We start from the raw sequence: 19,238 nt of genomic DNA, 5'->3' as shown, positions 1-19,238 counted from the left end.
GTCAGCGCGCGTCCGCGATGCGGCTGATCGCCTCGGCGAGCACCTCGGGCGAGCACGCGAGGTTGAGCCGGGCGTGGCCGCGCCCGGCGTCCGCGCCGAACATGGGCCCGTTGGCGAGCGCGACGCGCGCGCGCTCGAGCGCGACCGCCGCGGGATCGTCGCCCCAACCGAGCGCGGAGAGGTCGAGCCACGCCAGGTACGTGGCCTGCGGAACCCGGTACCGCACGTCGGGCAGCTCGTCGGCGAGCAGTTCGGCCAGCAGCCGCCGGTTGTCGTCGATCGAGCCGAGCACGCCGTCGAGCCATCGGCCGCCGTGCCGGAACGCCGCGATCGACGCGATCGCGCCGAACTGGCCCATCCGCCACTCGACCTCGTAGGGGAACGACGCGCGCACCGCGTCGCCGCGCTCGCTCGCGGTGAGGATGAGGGCGGCCTTCAGCCCGGCCAGGTTGAAGGCCTTCGTGGCCCCGGTCACCGCGATGCCGTGCTCCCGCGCGGCATCCGACACCGTCAGGAACGGCACGTAGCGCGACTCGGGCTGGGAGAGCGGTCCGTGCACCTCGTCGGACACGATCGTGGTATCGAATCGTGCGGCGAGTCCGGCGAGCGCCGCGAGGTCGTCACGCGAGTGCACGACGCCGACCGGGTTGTGCGGGTTGCAGAGCACCATGGCGCGGGCGCCGTCCGCGAACGCGGCCTCGATGCCGGCCAGGTCGAGCGACCATCCCTCGTCGATGCCCCCGGCGAGCGGCACGTCGACGACCGAGGCCCCCGCCTCGGTGACGAGGTCGAAGAACGGCGGATAGATCGGCGGGTTCACGATCACGCCGTCGCCATGCCCGACGACCCGGCGCAGCACCTCGACGATGCCCATGCTCACGTCGGCGGTGCAGGTCACCCGGGCCGGGTCCGGTTCCCAGCCGAGCCGCGCGGCGGCGAACTCGGCGAACGCCTCCGCGACCGGGAGGCTGCCGGAGTTGTAGCCCGTGTCGGAGCGGCGGATCGCGGCATGCAGTGCCTCGGCGATCGGCTCGGCGAGCGGGTAGTCCATCTCCGCGACGGGGAGCGGCAGCACGTCCGGATCGTAGCTGCGCCATTTCGCGCTGGTCCGGGTGCGGAGGAGGTCGAGCGGATCTGCGGCGACGCGGTGCATGGGTCAAGCCTGCCCCACCGAGCCGCGCGGCGGGACGATGCCACGTGGCCGTGCCGCGGCATCCGTCTTCGGCTATTCTGGTCGGCTGCCCATCCGGCGGCGCGGCGCAGGCCGCTGTCTTCCGAAACGGAACCGCTCCCATGGGCTTCATCGACGTCAACGGCGTCTCCTTCTCACTGCCGGACGGCAGGCCGCTCCTGGCGGACCTCGCCTTCCGCGTGACCGAGGGTCGCACGACCGCGCTCATCGGCCAGAACGGCGCCGGCAAGACGACGCTGCTGCGCATCGTCCGCGGCGACCTGCGCCCCGACGAGGGGAGCGTGCAGGTCGTCGGCGGCCTCGGCGTCATGGACCAGTTCGTCGGTCGCGGCGAGGTCGTCGAGGGCGTCGAGCGCACGGTGCACGGCCTGCTCGTGTCGGTCGCGCCCGAACGCGTGCGCGCCGCGGCGATCGAGCTCGAACGCGCCGAGAACGCCCTGATCGAGACGGATGACACGGCCGCCCAGATGCGGTACGCGTCGGCGCTCGCCGAGTACGCCGAGGCGGGCGGCTACGACCAGGAGGTCGTCTGGGACCACTGCACGATCGCCGCGCTCGGCATCCCGTTCGAGCGGGCGAAGTGGCGCGAGCTCGCGAGCCTCTCGGGCGGCGAGCAGAAGCGGCTGGCCCTCGAGGCCCTGCTCCGCGGACCGGAGGAGGTGCTGCTCCTCGACGAGCCCGACAACGCGCTCGACGTGCCGGGCAAGCGCTGGCTCGAGCAGCAGCTCAGGGCGACGCCGAAGACCGTGCTCCTCGTCTCGCACGACCGCGAGCTGCTCGCACGCGCCGCCGACCGGATCGTGACGCTCGAGGCCGGCGCCGCGGGCAGCACGGCCTGGGTGCACGGCGGCTCGTTCCGCGGCTACCAGGCCGCTCGCGAGGAGCGCTTCGCCCGCCTCGACGAGCTCCGGCGGCGCTGGGACGAGCAGCATGCGCAGCTGAAGCAGCTCGTGCAGACGCTCAAGGTCAAGGCGACGTACAACGACGGCATGGCCTCGCGCTACCAGGCGGCGATCACTCGGCTGCGGAAGTTCGAGGAGGCCGGACCGCCCGAGGAGCGTCCGCCGGCGCAGGCCGTGTCGATGCGCCTGCGCGGCTCCCGCACGGGCAAGCGCGCCGTCGTGTGCGACGGTCTCGAGCTGACCGGGCTCATGCGCCCGTTCGACCTCGAGGTCTGGTACGGCGACCGGGTCGCGGTGCTGGGCTCGAACGGATCGGGCAAGTCGCACTTCCTGCGCCTGCTCGCGGCCGGCGGCAGCGATCCCGACCGGGCGAAGGGGCATGTGACGGATGTCGGTTCGACCCTCGCCGCTGTTCCGCACACGGGTTCCGCGTCGCTCGGCGCACGGGTCGTGCCCGGCTGGTTCGCGCAGGGGCACGAGCTGCCCGGGCTTCGCGGGCGCACGCTCCTCGACATCCTGCATCGCGGCGACGCGAACCGGGAGGGCATGGCGCGCGAGGCGGCGAGCTCGGCGCTCGACCGCTACGGACTGGCCGGTTCGGCGCTCCAGCAGTTCGACGCGCTGTCGGGCGGGCAGCAGGCGCGCCTCCAGATCCTGCTGCTCGAGCTCTCCGGTGCCACGCTGCTCCTTCTCGACGAGCCGACCGACAACCTCGATCTCGTGTCGGCCGAGGCGCTCGAGGACGCGCTCTCTCGGTTCGACGGCACCGTGCTCGCGGTCACGCACGACCGCTGGTTCACGCGCTCGTTCGACCGGTTCGTGGTCTTCCGCTCCGACGGCGAGGTCGTCGAGGCCGACCAGCCGGTGTGGGACGAGCAGCGGGTGGTGCGGGCGCGCTGAGCGCGCGCGCCCGCCTGCGCCCGCCGTCCCCGCCGTCCGTGTCGCAGTCCGAGGCCCTTCGGTAGGGTTGAACGGTGACCCAGGAGATCGAGATCGGCCGCTCCAAGCGGGGCCGTCGCGTCTACGCGTTCGACGACATCGCCATCGTGCCGAGCCGGCGCACCCGAGACCCCGAAGACGTCTCCGTCGGCTGGTCGATCGACGCGTACCAGTTCGACATCCCGTTCCTCGCAGCGCCGATGGACTCGGTCGTCTCGCCGCAGACGGCGATCATGATGGGCCAGCTCGGCGGGATCGGCGTGCTCGACCTCGAGGGCCTCTGGACCAGGTACGAGGACCCGGAGCCCGCGCTCGCCGAGATCCGCAACCTGACCGACGAGCGGGCGACCGCGCGCATGCAGGAGCTGTACTCCGAGCCGATCAAGCCCGACCTCGTGACCGAGCGCCTCGCCGAGGTGCGCGCGGCAGGCGTGACGGTCGCGGGCGCGCTCTCGCCGCAGCGCACCCAGGAGCTCTACGAGACCGTCGTCGCCGCGGGCGTCGACCTGTTCGTGATCCGCGGCACGACCGTGTCGGCGGAGCACGTCTCCAAGAACCAGGAGCCGCTGAACCTCAAGAAGTTCATCTACGAGCTCGACGTGCCGGTCATCGTGGGGGGCGCTGCGACCTACACCGCGGCCCTGCACCTGATGCGCACGGGGGCGGCGGGCGTGCTCGTCGGCTTCGGCGGCGGCGCGGCCTCGACCACGCGTGCCACGCTCGGCATCCACGCGCCGATGGCGACGGCCGTGGCGGACGTCGCCGGCGCGCGCCGCGACTACCTCGACGAGTCCGGCGGCCGCTACGTGCACGTCATCGCCGACGGCGGCGTCGGTGCGGCGGGCGACATCGTCAAGGCCGTCGCCTGCGGTGCCGACGCGGTCATGCTCGGCGCCGCGCTCGCGCGCGCGACCGACGCGCCCGGCGGCGGATGGCACTGGGGCCCCGAGGCGCACCACTCGATGCTGCCGCGCGGCCAGCGCGTGCAGGTCGGCCAGGTCGCCCCGCTCGAGGAGATCCTCTACGGCCCCGCTCCCGCCGCCGACGGCACCGCGAACCTGGTGGGTGCGCTCCGCAAGTCCATGGCGACCACCGGCTACTCCGACCTCAAGGAGTTCCAGCGCGTCGAGGTCGTCGTCGCGCCCTACCGGTCGGCGTAGCGAACGACGCGACGCGAGGCTGTCAACCTGCTCCGATCCCCGGCCGATCCCATGGTCCGGCGAACCGCGCTCGGGTAGCGTGGGGACGACGGGCGTGACCGCCGCGGTCCGCCCGGGGATGGGGAGCGACGATGGCGAGACTGAAGTCGGTGACGCGTTCGAACAAGCTCGGGCCGGAGGAACGCGAGGCGGCGATCGCCCGCCTCAAGGAGAAGGAACTCGACGTCCTCGTGGTCGGCGGCGGCATCGTCGGCACGGGTGCGGCGCTCGACTCCGTGACGCGCGGCCTGTCGACCGGGCTCCTCGAGGCGAGGGACTGGGCGTCCGGCACCTCGAGCCGGTCGTCGAAGCTCGTGCACGGCGGCATCCGGTACCTCGAACAGCTCGACTTCCGGCTCGTGCGCGAGGCGCTCATCGAGCGAGGCCTGCTGCTGCAGCGCATCGCCCCGCACCTCGTGAAGCCCGTCCGGTTCCTGTACCCGCTGCAGAAGCGCGTGTTCGAGCGCGTCTACATCGGCGCCGGGATGCTGCTCTACGACATCTTCAGCTACTCGGGGGGCCGCCCGCCGGGCGTCCCGCACCACCGGCACCTCTCGAAGCGGCAGGTCATGCGCGCCATCCCGTCGCTCTCGAGCGATGCGCTCGTCGGCGGGCTCACCTACTACGACGCACAGGTCGACGACGCGCGGTACGTGGCATCCCTCGCCCGAACCGCGTCGTTCTACGGCGCGCACGTCGCGAGCCGCGTGAAGGTCGAGGGCTTCGTCAAGGTCGGTGAGCGCGTCGTCGGCGTCAAGGCGCACGACCTGCAGACCGACGAGCACTTCGAGATCCGCGCCAAGCAGGTCGTGAACGCGACGGGCGTGTGGACCGACGACACCCAGCGCATGGTCGGCGAGCGCGGCACGTTCAAGGTCCGCGCGTCGAAGGGCATCCACCTGGTGGTGCCGAGGGACCGCATCCAGTCGGCGATGGGCATGATCTTCCGCACCGAGAAGAGCGTCCTGTTCGTGATCCCGTGGGGCCGGCACTGGCTCATCGGCACGACCGACACCGACTGGAACCTCGACAAGGCGCACCCCGCCGCGACCGCGGCCGACATCGACTACCTCCTCGAGCACGTCAACGCGGTGATGGCGATCCCGCTCACCCGCGAAGACGTCGAGGGCGTGTTCGCCGGGCTCAGGCCCCTGCTCGCGGGGGAGAGCGACCAGACCTCGAAGCTCTCGCGCGAGCACGTCGTGGCGCACACCGTCCCCGGGCTCGTCGTGGTCGCGGGCGGCAAGTGGACCACCTACCGGGTGATGGCGAAGGACGCGATCGACGCCGCAGCCGACGCGCTCGACGGCCGGGTGCCGGCGTCCACGACGCAGGACATCCCGCTGCTCGGGGCCGAGGGCTACCAGGCGGCGTGGAACAAGCGCGGCAAGATCGCGCGCGCGTTCGGGGTGCACAAGGTGCGCATCGAGCACCTCCTGAATCGGTACGGCACGCTCACCGACGAACTGCTCGACCTGATCCGCGAGAACCCCGAGCTCGGCGACCCGCTTCCCGGGGCCGACGACTACCTCGGCGCCGAGGTCGTGTACGCCGCCTCGCACGAAGGTGCCCTCCATCTCGACGACGTGCTCGCGCGGCGCACTCGCATCTCGATCGAGGCGTGGGATCGCGGGGTCTCCGCCGCGCCCGTCGCGGCGCGGCTCATGGCCGGGGTGCTCGGCTGGGACGCCGACCGCGAGTCGCTCGAGGTCGAGCGCTACCTCCAGCGCGTCGCCGCCGAGCGCGCGTCGCAGGAGCAGCCCGACGACGAGTCGGCCGACCGGGTCCGCCTCGAGGCGCCCGACATCGTCAAGGTGGACTGAGCCGCAGGTTCGAGGCGCCGCGGCGGCGCGCCTCGGGCCCGCCGCTCGCAGGGACCGCGCATCCCGCCCGGCTAGAATCGCAGGCGACATGCTCCGGATGATGCTGCGCCCGCGCTGGGTGCTCGCCCTGATCGCTGCGCTCGGCATCGCGGCCGCCTTCGCGCTCCTCGCGCAGTGGCAGGTCGACCGTGCGGTCGAGCAGGCGACCGTCGTCGAGCGGCCCACCGAGCAGGTCCGCCCGCTCGCCGACGTCGCGGAGCCCGACGGGCCGACCGAACAGGCCGCGACCGGGCAGCGCGTGTCGTTCACCGGCACCATCGTTCCGGGCGACACCGTGCTCGTGCAGGGCCGATTGAACGAGGGCGTCGCCGGGTGGTGGGTCGTCGCCCACGTCGAGGTGACGGATGCCACGGCCGGCGGCCTCCCCGTCGCGGTCGGCTGGACCGACGACGAGGAGGCGGCGCGCGAGGCGCTCGCCGCGGTCGACCGCACCGCCCGGTCGGACGGCGAGGTCGGGTTCGTCGGCCGGTTCCTGCCGAGCGAGGCGCCTGTGGCGCCCGACGAGGGCGACGACCCGCAGTCGATGACGACCGTGGCGGTGGCGCACCTGATCAACGTGTGGGCGGACTACGACGATCGCCCGGTGTACTTCGGCTACGTGACCACGACCGAGCCCGTCGCCGGCCTCGAGGCGATCGACTCGCCGCCGCCGCTGCAGGAGTCGGAGCTCAACTGGCTGAACGTCTTCTACGCCGTCGAGTGGGTCGTCTTCGCGGGCTTCGCGGTGTTCCTCTGGTACCGGCTCGTGAAGGACGCCGTGGAGCGAGAGCGCGAGGAGGCGGAGCAGGAGGCGGAGCAGGCCGCCGCCGCCGGGGCCGGGGCGGCGACGCCGACGGACGCGGCACGGGACTGAGCCGGGCTTCCGCCGTCGGCGAACTCCGGACGCGGCCTCCGTCGACGGGGTGAGGATGCCGGTGTGGGCGATGACGACGTGGCACCCGACGAACTCGCGGCGGACGACCCGCTCGACGCGTACTCGCGCGTCGTGACGCGCGTCGCCGACGACCTCCTGCCGAGCATGGCCAGCCTGTCCGTTCGTTCCCGGCGCGGACTGGGCACGGGCAGCGCGAGCGTGGTGTCCGCCGAGGGGATCCTGCTCACCTCGGCGCACGTGGTCGCGGGCGCCGAACGCGCCGAGGCCGCCTTCGCCGACGGCACGGCCGTGGACGCCGACGTGATCGGACGCGACCCGCTGTCGGACCTCGCCGTGCTCGGGTCGCGCGGCGACGTCCCCGCGCCCGTGCCGCTCGGCGACGCGCGCACGTTGCGGGTGGGTCAGCTCGTCGTCGCGCTCGGTACCCCGCTCGGCCTGGCCGGCAGCGTGACCGCGGGCATCGTCTCGAACCTCGGGCGCTCGCTGCCGACGGCGGCGGGCCGCGTGGTCGACGAGGTCATCCAGACGGATGCCGCGCTGAACCCGGGCAATAGCGGCGGCGCGCTCGCCGACGGAGCCGGGCGCATGGTCGGCGTCAACACCGCGGTCGCGGGCGTCGGGCTCGGCCTCGCCGTGCCGATCAACCCCGCGACCCGGGCGATCATCGACGCGCTCGTCGCGCACGGTCGCGTCCGTCGCGCCTGGCTCGGCATCGCCGGTGCGCAGGTGCGTCTCGCGCCCGAGCTCGCGGCGCGGGTCGGTTCGCAGACCGGGCTCCAGGTCACGGGCGTGGTGGCGGGCAGCCCCGCCGAGGCGGCCGGCATCCGGCCGGGCGACATCGCCGTGAGCCTCGACGGCACGGGCATCGTGACCGCGACCTCCATCCAGCGGCTCATGGTCGAGGGTGCGATCGACCGCGAGGTCGAGATGACGCTCTGGCGCGGCGGCGCGCTCGTCGACGTGTTCGTCGTGCCGCGCGAGCTCGTCGGGTCGTGACCGGCCGCCGCCGCGGGTGGCGCCGGCGCGCGACATCCGTCACGGACTTCGGCCGGCCGGCCGCATCGTAGACTGGACGGCATGCCCCTCGAGCCCAAACCGGCTGATTTCCCGCGCATCCGCGGGGCCCTCAAGTTCTACATGGTGGCCTCGGTCATCACGGGCGTCATGCTCCTCCTGCTCTGCGCGGAGATGCTGCTGAAGTACGTCTGGCACCTCGAGCTGTTCGCGTTCGGTCCGAACGGCCTGCTCTCGTTCGAGCCCGTCGCCGAGACGCCCGAGGGGCTCGAGTCGACCGGCACGGGAGTGAACCTGTCGACCGGCATCCTCATCGCGCACGGCTGGTTCTACGTCGTGTACCTGTTCAGCAACTTCCGACTGTGGAGCCTCATGCGCTGGCCGTTCCCGCGCCTGCTGCTGCTCGCCTCGGGCGGCATCGTGCCGTTCCTCTCGTTCTTCCTCGAGGCCCGCATCGGGCGCGAGGTGCGCAGCTACCTCGCGAAGCGCGAAGCGGATGCCGCGGCCGCCGCGTCGACGTCGGGTGCCGCGCCCGCCGGGGCGCCGACCGACTCCGACTCCGACACCGATTCCGAGCCCGTGGAGGCCGCCCAGTGAGCGAGACCCAGCAGCGACCCGTCCTCGTCGTGGACTTCGGCGCGCAGTACGCGCAGCTGATCGCGCGACGCGTGCGCGAGGCATCCGTCTACTCCGAGATCGTGCCGCACACGATCACGGCCGAGGAGGTGCGCGCGAAGGACCCGGTCGGCATCGTCCTCTCCGGCGGGCCGTCGTCGGTGTACGAGCCGGGCGCGCCCGCGCTCGACCCGGGCATCCTCGCGCTCGGCGTGCCGACGCTCGGCATCTGCTACGGCTTCCAGGTCATGGCGCAGCAGCTCGGCGGCGAGGTCGCCCACACGGGCCACCGCGAGTACGGCTCGACGGCCGCGACGGTGCGCGTCGACGACCGCAACACGCTGCTCGGCGGGCAGCCCGAGCACCAGACCGTGTGGATGAGCCACGGCGACTCCGTGGCGGTCGCGCCCGAGGGCTTCGAGGTGCTCGCGTCGACCTCGACGACCCCGGTCGCCGCGTTCGCGAACGACGAGCAGGGCTTCTACGGCGTGCAGTGGCACCCCGAGGTCAAGCACTCGCCCTACGGGCAGGACGTCATCGAGAACTTCCTCCACCGGGCCGCGGGCATCCCCGCCGACTGGAACCCCGACAACGTCATCGCCGAGCAGGTCGAGCGGATCCGCGCCCAGGTCGGATCGGCCCGCGTCATCTCCGCGCTCTCGGGTGGCGTCGACTCCGCGGTCTCGACCGCGCTCGTGCACGAGGCCGTCGGCGACCAGCTCACGGCCGTGTTCGTCGACCACGGGCTGCTGCGCAAGGGCGAGCGCGAGCAGGTGCAGCAGGACTACGTCGCCGCGACCGGCGTGCGCCTGGTCACGGTCGACGCCGCCGACACGTTCCTCGCCGCGCTCGCCGGGGTCACCGACCCCGAGGAGAAGCGCAAGATCATCGGCCGCGAGTTCATCCGCGCCTTCGAGCAGGCCGAGCGCGACCTGGTCGCCGAGGCCGCGGCCGAGGGCGAGCCCGTGAAGTTCCTCGTGCAGGGCACGCTCTACCCCGACGTCGTCGAGTCGGGCGGCGGCACGGGCACCGCGAACATCAAGAGCCACCACAACGTCGGCGGCCTGCCGGAGGACCTGCAGTTCGAGCTCGTCGAGCCGCTGCGCACCCTGTTCAAGGACGAGGTGCGCGCGATCGGCCGCGAACTGGGCCTGCCCGAGGTCATCGTCGGCCGCCAGCCGTTCCCCGGCCCCGGCCTCGGCATCCGCATCGTCGGCGAGGTCACCCGCGACCGGCTCGAGGTGCTGCGAGAGGCCGACGCCATCGCGCGCGCCGAGCTCACCGCGGCCGGCCTCGATGCCGAGATCTGGCAGTGCCCGGTCGTGCTGCTCGCCGACGTGCGCTCGGTCGGCGTGCAGGGCGACGGCCGCACCTACGGCCACCCGATCGTGCTGCGCCCCGTCTCGTCGGAGGACGCGATGACCGCCGACTGGACCCGCGTGCCGTACGACGTGCTCGCCAAGATCTCCAACCGCATCACCAACGAGGTGCCCGAGGTCAACCGGGTCGTGCTCGACGTCACGTCGAAGCCCCCGGGGACCATCGAGTGGGAGTGAGGCGCGAGTGGGAGTGACCGGCTAGCCTGAGCCGCATGGCGGTCATCGAGAACTCCAAGCTCAGCGTCATCGGTGCGGGGAGCGTCGGCGCGAGCCTCGTGTACGCATCGCTCATCCGCGAGTCGGCGAACCAGGTCGCGCTGTACGACATCGCGGCGGAGAAGGTCGAGGCCGAGGTGCTCGACCTCGCCCACGGCACGCAGTTCACGCGGTCGAGCGTGATCGGCGGGGCCGATCTCGACGTCGTCGCCGACTCGCACGTCGTGGTGATCACGGCGGGCGCGAAGCAGCAACCGGGGCAGAGCCGGATGGAGCTCGCGGGCACGAACGTCGGGATCCTCGAGCGACTGCTGCCGCAGCTGCTCGAGCGCGCGCCCGACGCGATCTACGTGCTCGTCACGAACCCCGTCGACGTCCTCACGGTCGCGGCCAGGCAGATCAGCGGGCTCCCCGCGGAGCGCGTGATCGGCTCGGGCACGGTGCTCGACACGTCGCGCCTGCGATGGCTGCTCGCGAAGCGAGCCGGCGTGCTGACCTCGAGCGTGCACGCCGACATCGTGGGCGAGCACGGCGACACCGAGTTCCCGCTGTGGTCGAACGCGCGAATCGGACCGGTGCCGATCCTCGACTGGACGGGCGGCGAGCGGTTCTCGCTCGACGAGCTCGACGGCATCGCCTCCGAGGTGCGGAACGCCGCGTACACGGTCATCCGCGGGAAGGGCGCGACGAACTACGCGATCGGTCTCTCCGGCGCGCGCATCGTCGAGGCGCTGCTCGACGATGAGAAGGCCGTGCTGCCCGTCTCGACGGTGCACTCGGCGGCGTCTGGGCTCGGGCTCGACGGTGTTGCGCTCTCGATCCCGTCGGTCGTCGGCGGCACCGGCGCGTTCCCGATCGCCGAGACGCCGATGTCGGAGACCGAGGCGGGGCTGCTGGCGGCATCCGGTGACGCCATCCGAGCGACGATGCGGACGCTCGGACTCTGACGATTCCGGATCTTCCCGTTGCGATGTCGATCGGGCGTCTTCCCGTTCGACGTCATCAGTGAGAGGGTCGGAACGCGACCCGGACACGCTGAGGAGCGAACCACCATGACGAAGTACATGCTGATCATGCGAGCTGACGACACCGCCGTCGAGGCCTTCCAGGACATGCCGTTCGACGAGGTCATCGCGGCGATGGGCCGCTACAACGAGGAGCTCATGAAGGCGGGCGTCATGCTCGCCGGCGAGGGGCTCTCCGACGCGAGCGAAGGCTTCGTCGTGGACTTCTCGGCCGAGCCCCCACTCGTGACCGACGGCCCCTACGGCGAGACGAAGGAGCTGTTCAACGGCTTCTGGATCCTCGACGTCGCCTCGAAGGAGGAGGCCGTCGAGTGGGCCCGCCGATGCCCGCTCGGGCCCGGCACGAAGCTCGAGGTGCGCCGCGTGAACGACATCGAGGACTTCCCGCAGGACAACGAGTGGATCCAGAAGGAGGCCGGCTGGCGCGCCGAGCAGGCCGAGCGCCTCGCCGAGGACGCCCGCCGCGGCGCCGCCAGGGCGTGAGCCGCACCATCCGCACGTGACCGACGACGAGCAGACGGATGCCGCGGCGGCGCGCCCGGCGGACCCCGAGTCCGCCCGGCGCGCCGTCGCGGCCGTGTGGCGCATCGAGTCCGCGCGCATCGTCGCGACGCTCACGCGCATGGTCGGCGACTTCGCGCTCGCCGAGGACCTCGCGCAGGACGCCCTGGCCGAAGCCCTCGCGCAGTGGCCGGCGACCGGCATCCCGGCGAACCCCGGCGCCTGGTTGACCGCCGTCGGCAAGCGCCGGGCGATCGACGGATGGCGCCGACGCGAGCGCTACGACGATCGGCTCGCCGCGATCGCGCACGACCTCGAGCGCGAGCAGGCCGAGGCGACGGATGCCACGGGGGACCTGCCGTACGACCCCGACGCGATCGACGACGACGTGCTGCGGCTCGTGTTCGTGTCGTGCCATCCGGTGCTCTCGCGCGAGGCGCGCGTCGCGCTGACGCTGCGCGTCGTCGGCGGGCTCACGACCGAGGAGATCGCCCGGGCGTTCCTCACGCCCGTGTCGACCGTGCAGCAGCGGATCGTCCGGGCGAAGAAGACGCTCGGTGCGGCCGCCGTGCCGTTCGAGGTGCCCGGCCGCGAGGAGTTCCCCGCGCGGCTCGGCACCGTGCTCGGCGTGCTGTACCTGATCTTCAACGAGGGGCACTCGGCGTCGGCCGGCTCCGACCTCATGCGACCGGAACTCGGCCGCGAGGCGCTGCGGCTGGCACGCGTGCTCGCCGGGCTCGTGCCGCGCGAACCCGAGGCCCACGGCCTGGTCGCGCTGATGGAGCTCACCGCCGCGCGGTTCCCGGCGCGGCTCGACGTGAACGGCGACCCGGTGCTGCTCCCCGACCAGGACCGGCGGCGGTGGGACCGGTCGGCGATCACCCGCGGCCGTGCGGCGCTCGCGCGCGCCGACGCGATCGGGCGCGGCCGCGGACCGTACGCCCTGCAAGCGGCCATCGCCGAGCAGCACGACGTCGCGGCATCCGTCGACGACACCGACTGGGCGGGAATCGTCGCGCTCTACGAGGCGCTCGGGCGGGTCGCGCCGTCGCCCGTGGTGGAGCTCAACCGTGCGGTCGCCGTCGCCATGGCCGACGGGCCCGATGCGGGGCTCGCGATCGTCGACGAGCTCGCGGCCGACGGGCGGCTGGCGCGGTACCACCCGCTGCACGCCGTCCGCGGCGAGCTGCTCGAGCGCCTCGGTCGAACGGATGACGCGCGCGCCGCGTTCGCGGAGTCGGCGCGCCTCACCGCGAACGAGCGCGAGCGCGCGGTGCTGCTCGCCCGCGCATCCCGCCCGGGTGCGCGCTGACGCGGAGACGGCGAACGGGCCGCCCCAGAGGGGACGGCCCGTTCGAGCGGCGCGAGGTGCGAGCGCTAGTCGCGCGCGATCGCGAGGATGCGCAGGATCTCGAGGTACAGCCAGATGACGGTGACCATGATGCCGAAGGCGCCGGTCCAGCCGTACTTCTTCGGGGCGCGGTTGCGCACGCCCTGCTGGATGAAGTCGAAGTCGAGCACGAGCGAGTACGCCGCCATGATGACGACGAGGATGCCGATGATCACGCCGAGCGGGATGCCGGCGATCTCCAGGCCGCGCACGCCCCACGGGTCGTCGGTCACGCCGAAGAGGATGAGACCGAAGTTCACCAGCGAGAACACGAGGTAGCCGATCATCGCGACGAGGAAGATCTTCGTCGCGCGCTTCGACGCGCGGATCTTGCCCGAGGCGAAGAGCGCGAGCGTCACGCCGACCACGACGAGCGTGGCGATGACCGCCTGGGCGACGATGCCGCCGCCGTAGGCCATCTCGTACCACGCCGAGATGCCGCCGACGAAGATGCCCTGCACGCCCGCGTACGCGAGGATCAGCGCGGGCGACGGCTCCTTCTTGAAGATGTTGACGAGGGCGAGCACGAAGCCGACGAGGCCGGCGCCGATCCAGAGGAACGGCACGGACTCGACCGTGAGCCAGCCGATCGCCGCGCCGACGAGCAGCACGCCGAAGGCGGCGGCCGACTTCGCGATGGAGTCCTCGATCGTCATGACGTCGCGGTCGGGGAGCGTCGCGGGCTGGTTGTACATGTCCTGCAGCTGCTGGGCGGACATGTCCTGTGCGACAGCCACCGCCCCCTGGCCGGAGGTGAACGCCTCATTGCGTGAGAAGGCGGGGTTGTTGAGAGCCATTGCTGTGGTTCCTCTGCTTTCGGCTTTCCGTCGTGTGGAGGGGAATCGTGCGACCTCGCGGTCGCGTCCTCCAAACCTACCGGTTCTGACCGTGTCAACGCCGAGAGAATGCCCGGCATTCCGGCGCGGATGCCGCGTTCGCGCTCGCTACGCTTTCCCCATGCTGCGCGACCCGGCCGAGCGCCCCCTCGTCATCGGCCACCGGGGCGCGTCCGGCTACCGGCCCGAGCACACCGAGGCCGCGTATCGGATGGCGTTCGCGCTCGGCGCCGAGGCGGTCGAACCCGATCTCGTGGCCACGCGCGACGGCGTGCTCGTGCTCCGACACGAGAACGAGATCTCGGGCACCACGGATGTCGCATCCCGCACCGAGTTCGCCTCCCGACGCACGACCCGCGAGGTCGACGGCCGCCCGCTCACGGGCTGGTTCACCGAGGACTTCACGTGGGCCGAGCTGTCGACGCTGCGTGCGACCGAGCGGCTCGGCGGCGTCCGCCCGCACAGCGCCAGCTTCGACGGGCGCTACCCGATCCTGCGGTTCCGCGACCTGCTCGACCTGCTGGACGCCGCGACCGACGAGCAGCGCCGCATCATCCGCCTCGTCGCCGAGTTCAAGCACGCGACGCACTTCGCCGCGCTCGGCCTCGCGCTCGAGGAGCTGTTCGCCGCCGAGCTCGCGGCGGCCGGGTGGGGCCGCGGGGACGACCGGCTCGTCTCGGAGTCGTTCGAGCCGGGCCTGCTCGACCGGCTCGTCTCGGCGGGCGTGCGCGGCACGCGCGTGCTGCTCGTCGAGGACCGCGGCGCGCCGTACGACCTCGTGGCCGCCGAGGGGTCGGCCGCGCGGCACTACGACGCGTTCGTGAGCGAACGCGGCCTCCTGAGCCTCACCGGGATCGTGCACGGCGTGAGCGTCGGCAAGGGGCGACTCGTGGGCGGTCCCACCGGGTCGACGGCGACGGATGCCGCGGCCGCACGCCGCGCGCACCCCGACGCCGCGCTGCGCGGCTCCGACCTCGTGGATGCCGCGCACGCGGCCGGGCTCGCGGTGTACACGTGGACCCTCCGCCCGGAGAACCGGTTCCTCGCGCCCGAGTTCCGCCGCGGCTCCTCTCGGAGCGCGTGGGGCGACTGGCTGGGCGAGTTCACTCGGATCATGGACACCGGCGTCGACGGCGTCTTCCTCGACCACCCCGACCTCGGCCTCGAGGCGCGGCGCGCGTTCGCGGGCGACTGACCGAGGCGCGCGACCGGCGGAGTCGCGGCCGAGACGTCACGATCGGCGGGTGCACCGCGCATCCGCGACCGTCGTGCGAGGGCGACCCGGGTCGCGGCCGGCGGACGGGTGGGGTGTCGGATGGCGCGCCTAGACTTGACGGGACATGACGCTGATCCTCGACCCCGACGACCCCACCGGCTGGCGCGAGGCGCCCGTCGCGGCCTCCGACGCGCGTGAGGGCGGGGCGCGGGGCGCCGGCCACGCGGCATCCGATCGCCTCACGGCCGGCCTGAACCCGCAGCAGCGCGAGGCGGTGGAGTACCGCGGGCCCGCGCTGCTCATCGTCGCGGGTGCGGGGTCGGGCAAGACGCGCGTGCTGACGCACCGCATCGCGAGCCTCATCGACGGGCGCGAGGCGTGGCCGAGCCAGATCCTCGCGATCACGTTCACGAACAAGGCCGCGGCCGAGATGCGCGAGCGCGTCGAGGCGCTGCTCGGCGAGGCCGCAGGCGGCATGTGGATCTCGACGTTCCATTCGGCGTGCGTGCGCATCCTGCGCCGCGAGGCCGAGGCGATCGGGCTGTCGTCGACGTTCACGATCTACGACTCCGCCGACCAGCGCACCATCCTGAAGCGCATCATCAAAGAACTGGATGCCGACACGCTCGGCTTCACGCCCGCGAGCGCCCAGGCGAAGATCTCGAAGCTCAAGAACGAGCTCTCCGACGTCGAGACCTACGCGCGCAACGTCAACACGAACGACCCCAACGAGGTGATGTTCCTCGAGATCTTCCGCCAGTACACCAGGCGGCTGCGCGACGCGAGCGCGCTCGACTTCGACGACCTCATCAGCGAGACCGTCTACCTCTTCCGCGCGTTCCCGAAGGTCGCGGCGCTCTACCAGCGGCGGTTCCGGCACATCCTCGTCGACGAGTACCAGGACACGAACCACGCGCAGTACGCGCTGATCCGCGAGCTCACGCGGCCGGTCGAGCCCGACGTCGTCGCCGAGCTCGATGCGCACGGCGTGCTCGTGCGGGGCATGACGGATGCCACGGGGCGCATCCCCGGCGCCTCGCTGACGGTGGTCGGCGACTCCGACCAGTCGATCTACGCGTTCCGCGGTGCCGACATCCGCAACATCAGCGAGTTCGAGCGCGACTTCCCCGGTGCGAAGGTGGTGCTGCTCGAGCAGAACTACCGGTCGACGCAGAACATCCTCTCCGCCGCCAACGCCGTGATCTCGAACAACTTCGACCGCAAGGACAAGAAGCTCTGGACTGCCGACGGCGACGGCGACAAGATCACCGGCTACACGGGGTACTCGGCGCACGACGAGGCGCAGTTCGTGGCCGACGAGATCGAGGCGCTGCACCGGGCGGGCGTCGCGTACCGCGACATCGCCGTGTTCTACCGCACGAACGCGCAGACCCGTGCGCTGGAGGAGATCTTCGTGCGCTCGGCGCTGCCGTACCGCGTGGTGGGCGGCACGAAGTTCTACGAGCGCGCCGAGATCAAGGACGCGATGGCCTACCTCATCGCGGTCGCCAATCCGCTCGACGAGCTCGCCATCCGACGCATCCTGAACACGCCGAAGCGCGGCATCGGGCCCGCGACCGAGACGTCGATCGCGACCTTCGCCGAGCAGAACGACCTGTCGTTCCGGCAGGCGATGCGAGCGGCCGACGGCCTCGGGCTCGGGCCGAAGGTGACGAAGGCGATCCTCGAGCTCGCGAACCTGCTCGACGCCGCGGCCACCATGCTCGTGCCGTCGCAGAAGGGCCTCGACGAGGGCACGAACGAGGGCGCCGCGAAGGTGTCCGACGTGCTCGCATGCCTCATCGAGGGGTCGAAGCTCGTCGAGACGCTCCGCGCGAGCCGCGACCCGCAGGACGAGACGCGCGCCGAGAACGTCGAGGAGCTCCTCGCGCAGACGAAGGACTTCGACCGCGAGAACCCGGGCGCGGGCCTCGTCGACTTCCTCACGCAGGTGTCGCTCGTGGCCGCCGCAGACGAGCTCGACGACGCGTCGGGCACGGTCTCGCTCATGACGCTGCACACCGCGAAGGGCCTCGAGTACCACGCGGTGTTCCTCACGGGCCTCGAGGAGGGGCTGCTCCCGCACCAGATGTCCGCATCGGAGCCCGGCGGCCCCGCCGAGGAGCGGCGCCTCTTCTACGTCGGCATCACGCGGGCCCGCAAGCGGCTCTTCCTGTCGCTCGCGATGAGCCGTGCGCAGTTCGGCGAGGTGTCGGTCGCGATGCCGAGCCGCTACCTGCAGGAGATCCCCGACGAGCTCGTCGACTGGAAGCAGTCGCCCGGCATGGCGAACAGCCGCGGCGGCAACCAGCCGCGAGCGCTCAACGCCCGCCGCGGCGGGTACGGATCGGGCGGCGGCGGGGCCTGGGGCACGCGCGACCGCGACCTCGAACGGTTCAGCGTCACGAAGTCGGCCGCGCCGAAGGCCGAATGGGCCAACCGCGTCACGGGCACGGTGCGCGACAACGGCGATCTGACGCTCGAGGCGGGCGACCGCATCCGCCACACCGACTTCGGCGAGGGGACCGTGCGGCAGGTCACGGGCGAGGGCACGAAGCGCATCGCGCACGTCGCGTTCGACGCGGCCGGCCAGAAGAAGCTGCTGATCAAGATCGCGCCGATCGAGAAGCTGTGACCTGGCCGATACGCGCGCAGCGCACCGTGTACGAGAACGCCTGGATCCGCGTCATCGAGGACGACGTGGTCCGCCCCGACGGCACCGAGGGCATCTACGGGGTCGTCGAGATGCGGCATACCGCGGTGTTCGTCGTCGCGCTGACCGACGCCGACGAGGTGCTGCTCGTCACGGTCGGCCGGCACACCGTCGGCCGGTCGATCGAGGTCCCCGCCGGCGGCTCCGACGGCGAGGATCCTCTCGTCGCCGCACGCCGGGAGCTCCTCGAGGAGACCGGGTTCGAGGCCGACGACTGGCGCGCGATCGGTGCGATGAACGCGCTGAACGGCATCTGCCGCGCGCCCGAGTCCGTGTGGCTGGCGACCGGGCTCCGGCCGGCCGCAGGTCGGGAGCACGGCGACGCCGTCGGCCACGCGCACGGGCAGGCGGAGGAGGGGATCCACGAGGTTCGTGCGGTGCCCTGGGCGGAGGTCATGCGGATGGTGCGGGACGGCGAGATCACCGACGGCGAGACCGTCGCGGCGCTCATGTACGCGGCCCTCGCGCTCGGTCGCGTCGGCTGACCGATCAGTCCGGCGGCGCCGTCCCGAGCGCCGGCGGCCACGGTACCCGGTTGATCAGCGCGATCGCGTCGAACGGTGCGCGCACCTTGATGTCGTTGTCGAAGTAGACGTAGGCGTCTCGTCCCGCGTCGAGGTGCGCCCGCACCCATCCGGCCCATCGGTCGAGCGAGGCGGCGTCGTACCCGGATGCGTAGAGCTCCTCCTCTCCGTGCAGGCGGGCGTAGGCGAAGTCGGCCGTCGTCCGGTCGAGGCGCGGGTACTTCCCGGCCGTGTCCGCGGTGACGGATGCCGCACCGTGCCGCGCGAGCAGGGCGGCCCAGGCCTCCGCCTCGGACTCGAACGACGCATGGCGCACCTCGATCGCGTGACGCAGCGGCGCATCCGTGCCGACGGGGAAGGACGAGCGGCCCTCCATCCGCTCGTCGTGGCCCGCGGCGAGGGCCGCGGCATCCGCCCTCGATCTCGGAAGCCGCGCGAGGAACGCGTCGAGCAGGTCGGCGTCGAACGCGAGCGTCGGCGGAAGCTGCCAGAGCAGGGGACCGAGCTTCGCGCCGAGCTCGAGCACGCCGGAGGCGAAGAAGTTCGCCAGCGGTGCGTCGACGTCGCGCAGCCGCTTGATGTGGGTGACGAACCGCGGGCCCTTGACCGCGAAGACGAAGCCGTCGGGCGTCCCGTCGCGCCAGCGCACCCAGCTGGTCGGGCGCTGCAGGGAGTAGAACGAGCCGTTCAGCTCGATCGAGCTCATCCGATCGGCGGCGTACGCGAGCTCGTCGGCCTGCCGCAGGCCGGCGGGATAGAACGAGCCGCGCCAGCGCGGATAGCGCCAGCCCGAGATGCCGATGCGCGCCTCGGACACGCC

16 protein-coding genes are annotated in these 19,238 nt (G+C 72.3%); 13 read left to right on the top strand and 3 right to left on the bottom strand.

Annotated elements, in window-relative coordinates:
* Position 1: 1 nt before the first annotated feature.
* Positions 2–1,153 (bottom strand): MalY/PatB family protein, encoded by a 1,152-nt coding sequence (locus ACULK2_RS13495; RefSeq protein ID WP_445968383.1) that lies wholly within the window; start codon positions 1,151–1,153, stop codon positions 2–4.
* Between the two features lie 140 nt (positions 1,154–1,293).
* On the opposite strand from ACULK2_RS13495, the gene ACULK2_RS13490 reads away from it, so the two are divergent.
* From ACULK2_RS13490 to ACULK2_RS13445, 10 genes are all read left to right on the top strand, one after another.
* A complete protein-coding gene (locus ACULK2_RS13490; protein WP_445968382.1) occupies positions 1,294–2,994 on the top strand; it encodes an ABC-F family ATP-binding cassette domain-containing protein in 1,701 nt (566 codons plus the stop codon).
* A 74-nt stretch (positions 2,995–3,068) separates the two neighbouring features.
* The gene (locus tag ACULK2_RS13485; protein WP_445968381.1) at positions 3,069–4,193 is read left to right on the top strand and encodes a GuaB3 family IMP dehydrogenase-related protein; all 1,125 of its coding nucleotides are present in this window, start codon (positions 3,069–3,071) and stop codon (positions 4,191–4,193) included.
* A gap of 131 nt (positions 4,194–4,324) precedes the next feature.
* Entirely contained in the window at positions 4,325–6,055 is a 1,731-nt protein-coding gene (locus tag ACULK2_RS13480) for a glycerol-3-phosphate dehydrogenase/oxidase (protein WP_445968380.1), read from the top strand.
* An 88-nt stretch (positions 6,056–6,143) separates the two neighbouring features.
* The gene (locus ACULK2_RS13475) at positions 6,144–6,968 is read left to right on the top strand and encodes an SURF1 family cytochrome oxidase biogenesis protein (RefSeq protein WP_445968379.1); all 825 of its coding nucleotides are present in this window, start codon (positions 6,144–6,146) and stop codon (positions 6,966–6,968) included.
* A 63-nt stretch (positions 6,969–7,031) separates the two neighbouring features.
* On the top strand, positions 7,032–7,985 hold the full coding sequence (locus tag ACULK2_RS13470; RefSeq protein ID WP_445968378.1) for a S1C family serine protease: 954 nt from the start codon (positions 7,032–7,034) through the stop codon (positions 7,983–7,985).
* 81 nt (positions 7,986–8,066) lie between these two features.
* Positions 8,067–8,600, top strand: coding sequence for a DUF3817 domain-containing protein (locus ACULK2_RS13465; protein ID WP_445968377.1), 534 nt, complete (start codon positions 8,067–8,069; stop codon positions 8,598–8,600).
* Positions 8,597–10,174: a glutamine-hydrolyzing GMP synthase gene (gene guaA / locus ACULK2_RS13460; protein WP_445968376.1), complete on the top strand. Its 1,578-nt coding sequence runs from the start codon at positions 8,597–8,599 to the stop codon at positions 10,172–10,174. The genes ACULK2_RS13465 and guaA overlap by 4 nt, the downstream gene beginning before the upstream one ends.
* A 35-nt stretch (positions 10,175–10,209) precedes the next feature.
* Positions 10,210–11,160, top strand: a complete 951-nt coding sequence (locus ACULK2_RS13455) for an L-lactate dehydrogenase (protein WP_445968375.1) — start codon at positions 10,210–10,212, stop codon at positions 11,158–11,160.
* Between the two features lie 105 nt (positions 11,161–11,265).
* Positions 11,266–11,721, top strand: a complete 456-nt coding sequence (locus ACULK2_RS13450; protein WP_445968374.1) for a YciI family protein — start codon at positions 11,266–11,268, stop codon at positions 11,719–11,721.
* A gap of 16 nt (positions 11,722–11,737) precedes the next feature.
* The gene (locus tag ACULK2_RS13445; RefSeq protein ID WP_445968373.1) at positions 11,738–13,051 is read left to right on the top strand and encodes an RNA polymerase sigma factor; all 1,314 of its coding nucleotides are present in this window, start codon (positions 11,738–11,740) and stop codon (positions 13,049–13,051) included.
* A gap of 65 nt (positions 13,052–13,116) precedes the next feature.
* Here the strand turns inward: ACULK2_RS13445 and ACULK2_RS13440 are convergent, their stop codons facing one another.
* Positions 13,117–13,926 (bottom strand): Bax inhibitor-1/YccA family protein, encoded by an 810-nt coding sequence (locus tag ACULK2_RS13440; RefSeq protein WP_445968372.1) that lies wholly within the window; start codon positions 13,924–13,926, stop codon positions 13,117–13,119.
* A gap of 160 nt (positions 13,927–14,086) precedes the next feature.
* Between ACULK2_RS13440 and ACULK2_RS13435 the strand changes: the two genes are divergently transcribed.
* The 3 genes from ACULK2_RS13435 to ACULK2_RS13425 all read left to right on the top strand — a co-directional run bounded on the left by ACULK2_RS13435 (position 14,087) and on the right by ACULK2_RS13425 (position 18,379).
* Entirely contained in the window at positions 14,087–15,160 is a 1,074-nt protein-coding gene (locus ACULK2_RS13435; protein WP_445968371.1) for a glycerophosphodiester phosphodiesterase family protein, read from the top strand.
* 145 nt (positions 15,161–15,305) lie between these two features.
* Positions 15,306–17,816 carry an ATP-dependent helicase gene (locus tag ACULK2_RS13430; RefSeq protein WP_445968370.1) on the top strand — a complete coding sequence of 837 codons (2,511 nt, stop codon included), beginning with the start codon at positions 15,306–15,308 and terminating at the stop codon, positions 17,814–17,816.
* On the top strand, positions 17,813–18,379 hold the full coding sequence (locus ACULK2_RS13425) for an NUDIX domain-containing protein (protein WP_445968369.1): 567 nt from the start codon (positions 17,813–17,815) through the stop codon (positions 18,377–18,379). The genes ACULK2_RS13430 and ACULK2_RS13425 overlap by 4 nt, the downstream gene beginning before the upstream one ends.
* Before the next feature lie 4 nt (positions 18,380–18,383).
* Here ACULK2_RS13425 and ACULK2_RS13420 read toward each other — a convergent pair whose 3' ends face one another.
* Positions 18,384–19,235, bottom strand: a complete 852-nt coding sequence (locus ACULK2_RS13420; RefSeq protein WP_445968368.1) for a DUF72 domain-containing protein — start codon at positions 19,233–19,235, stop codon at positions 18,384–18,386.
* Positions 19,236–19,238 lie beyond the last annotated feature (3 nt).

This window comes from Agromyces molybdatiresistens (assembly GCF_052748445.2).
Note: the sequence above shows the minus strand (reverse complement) of the source record. Positions and strands in the feature narration are given on the sequence as shown.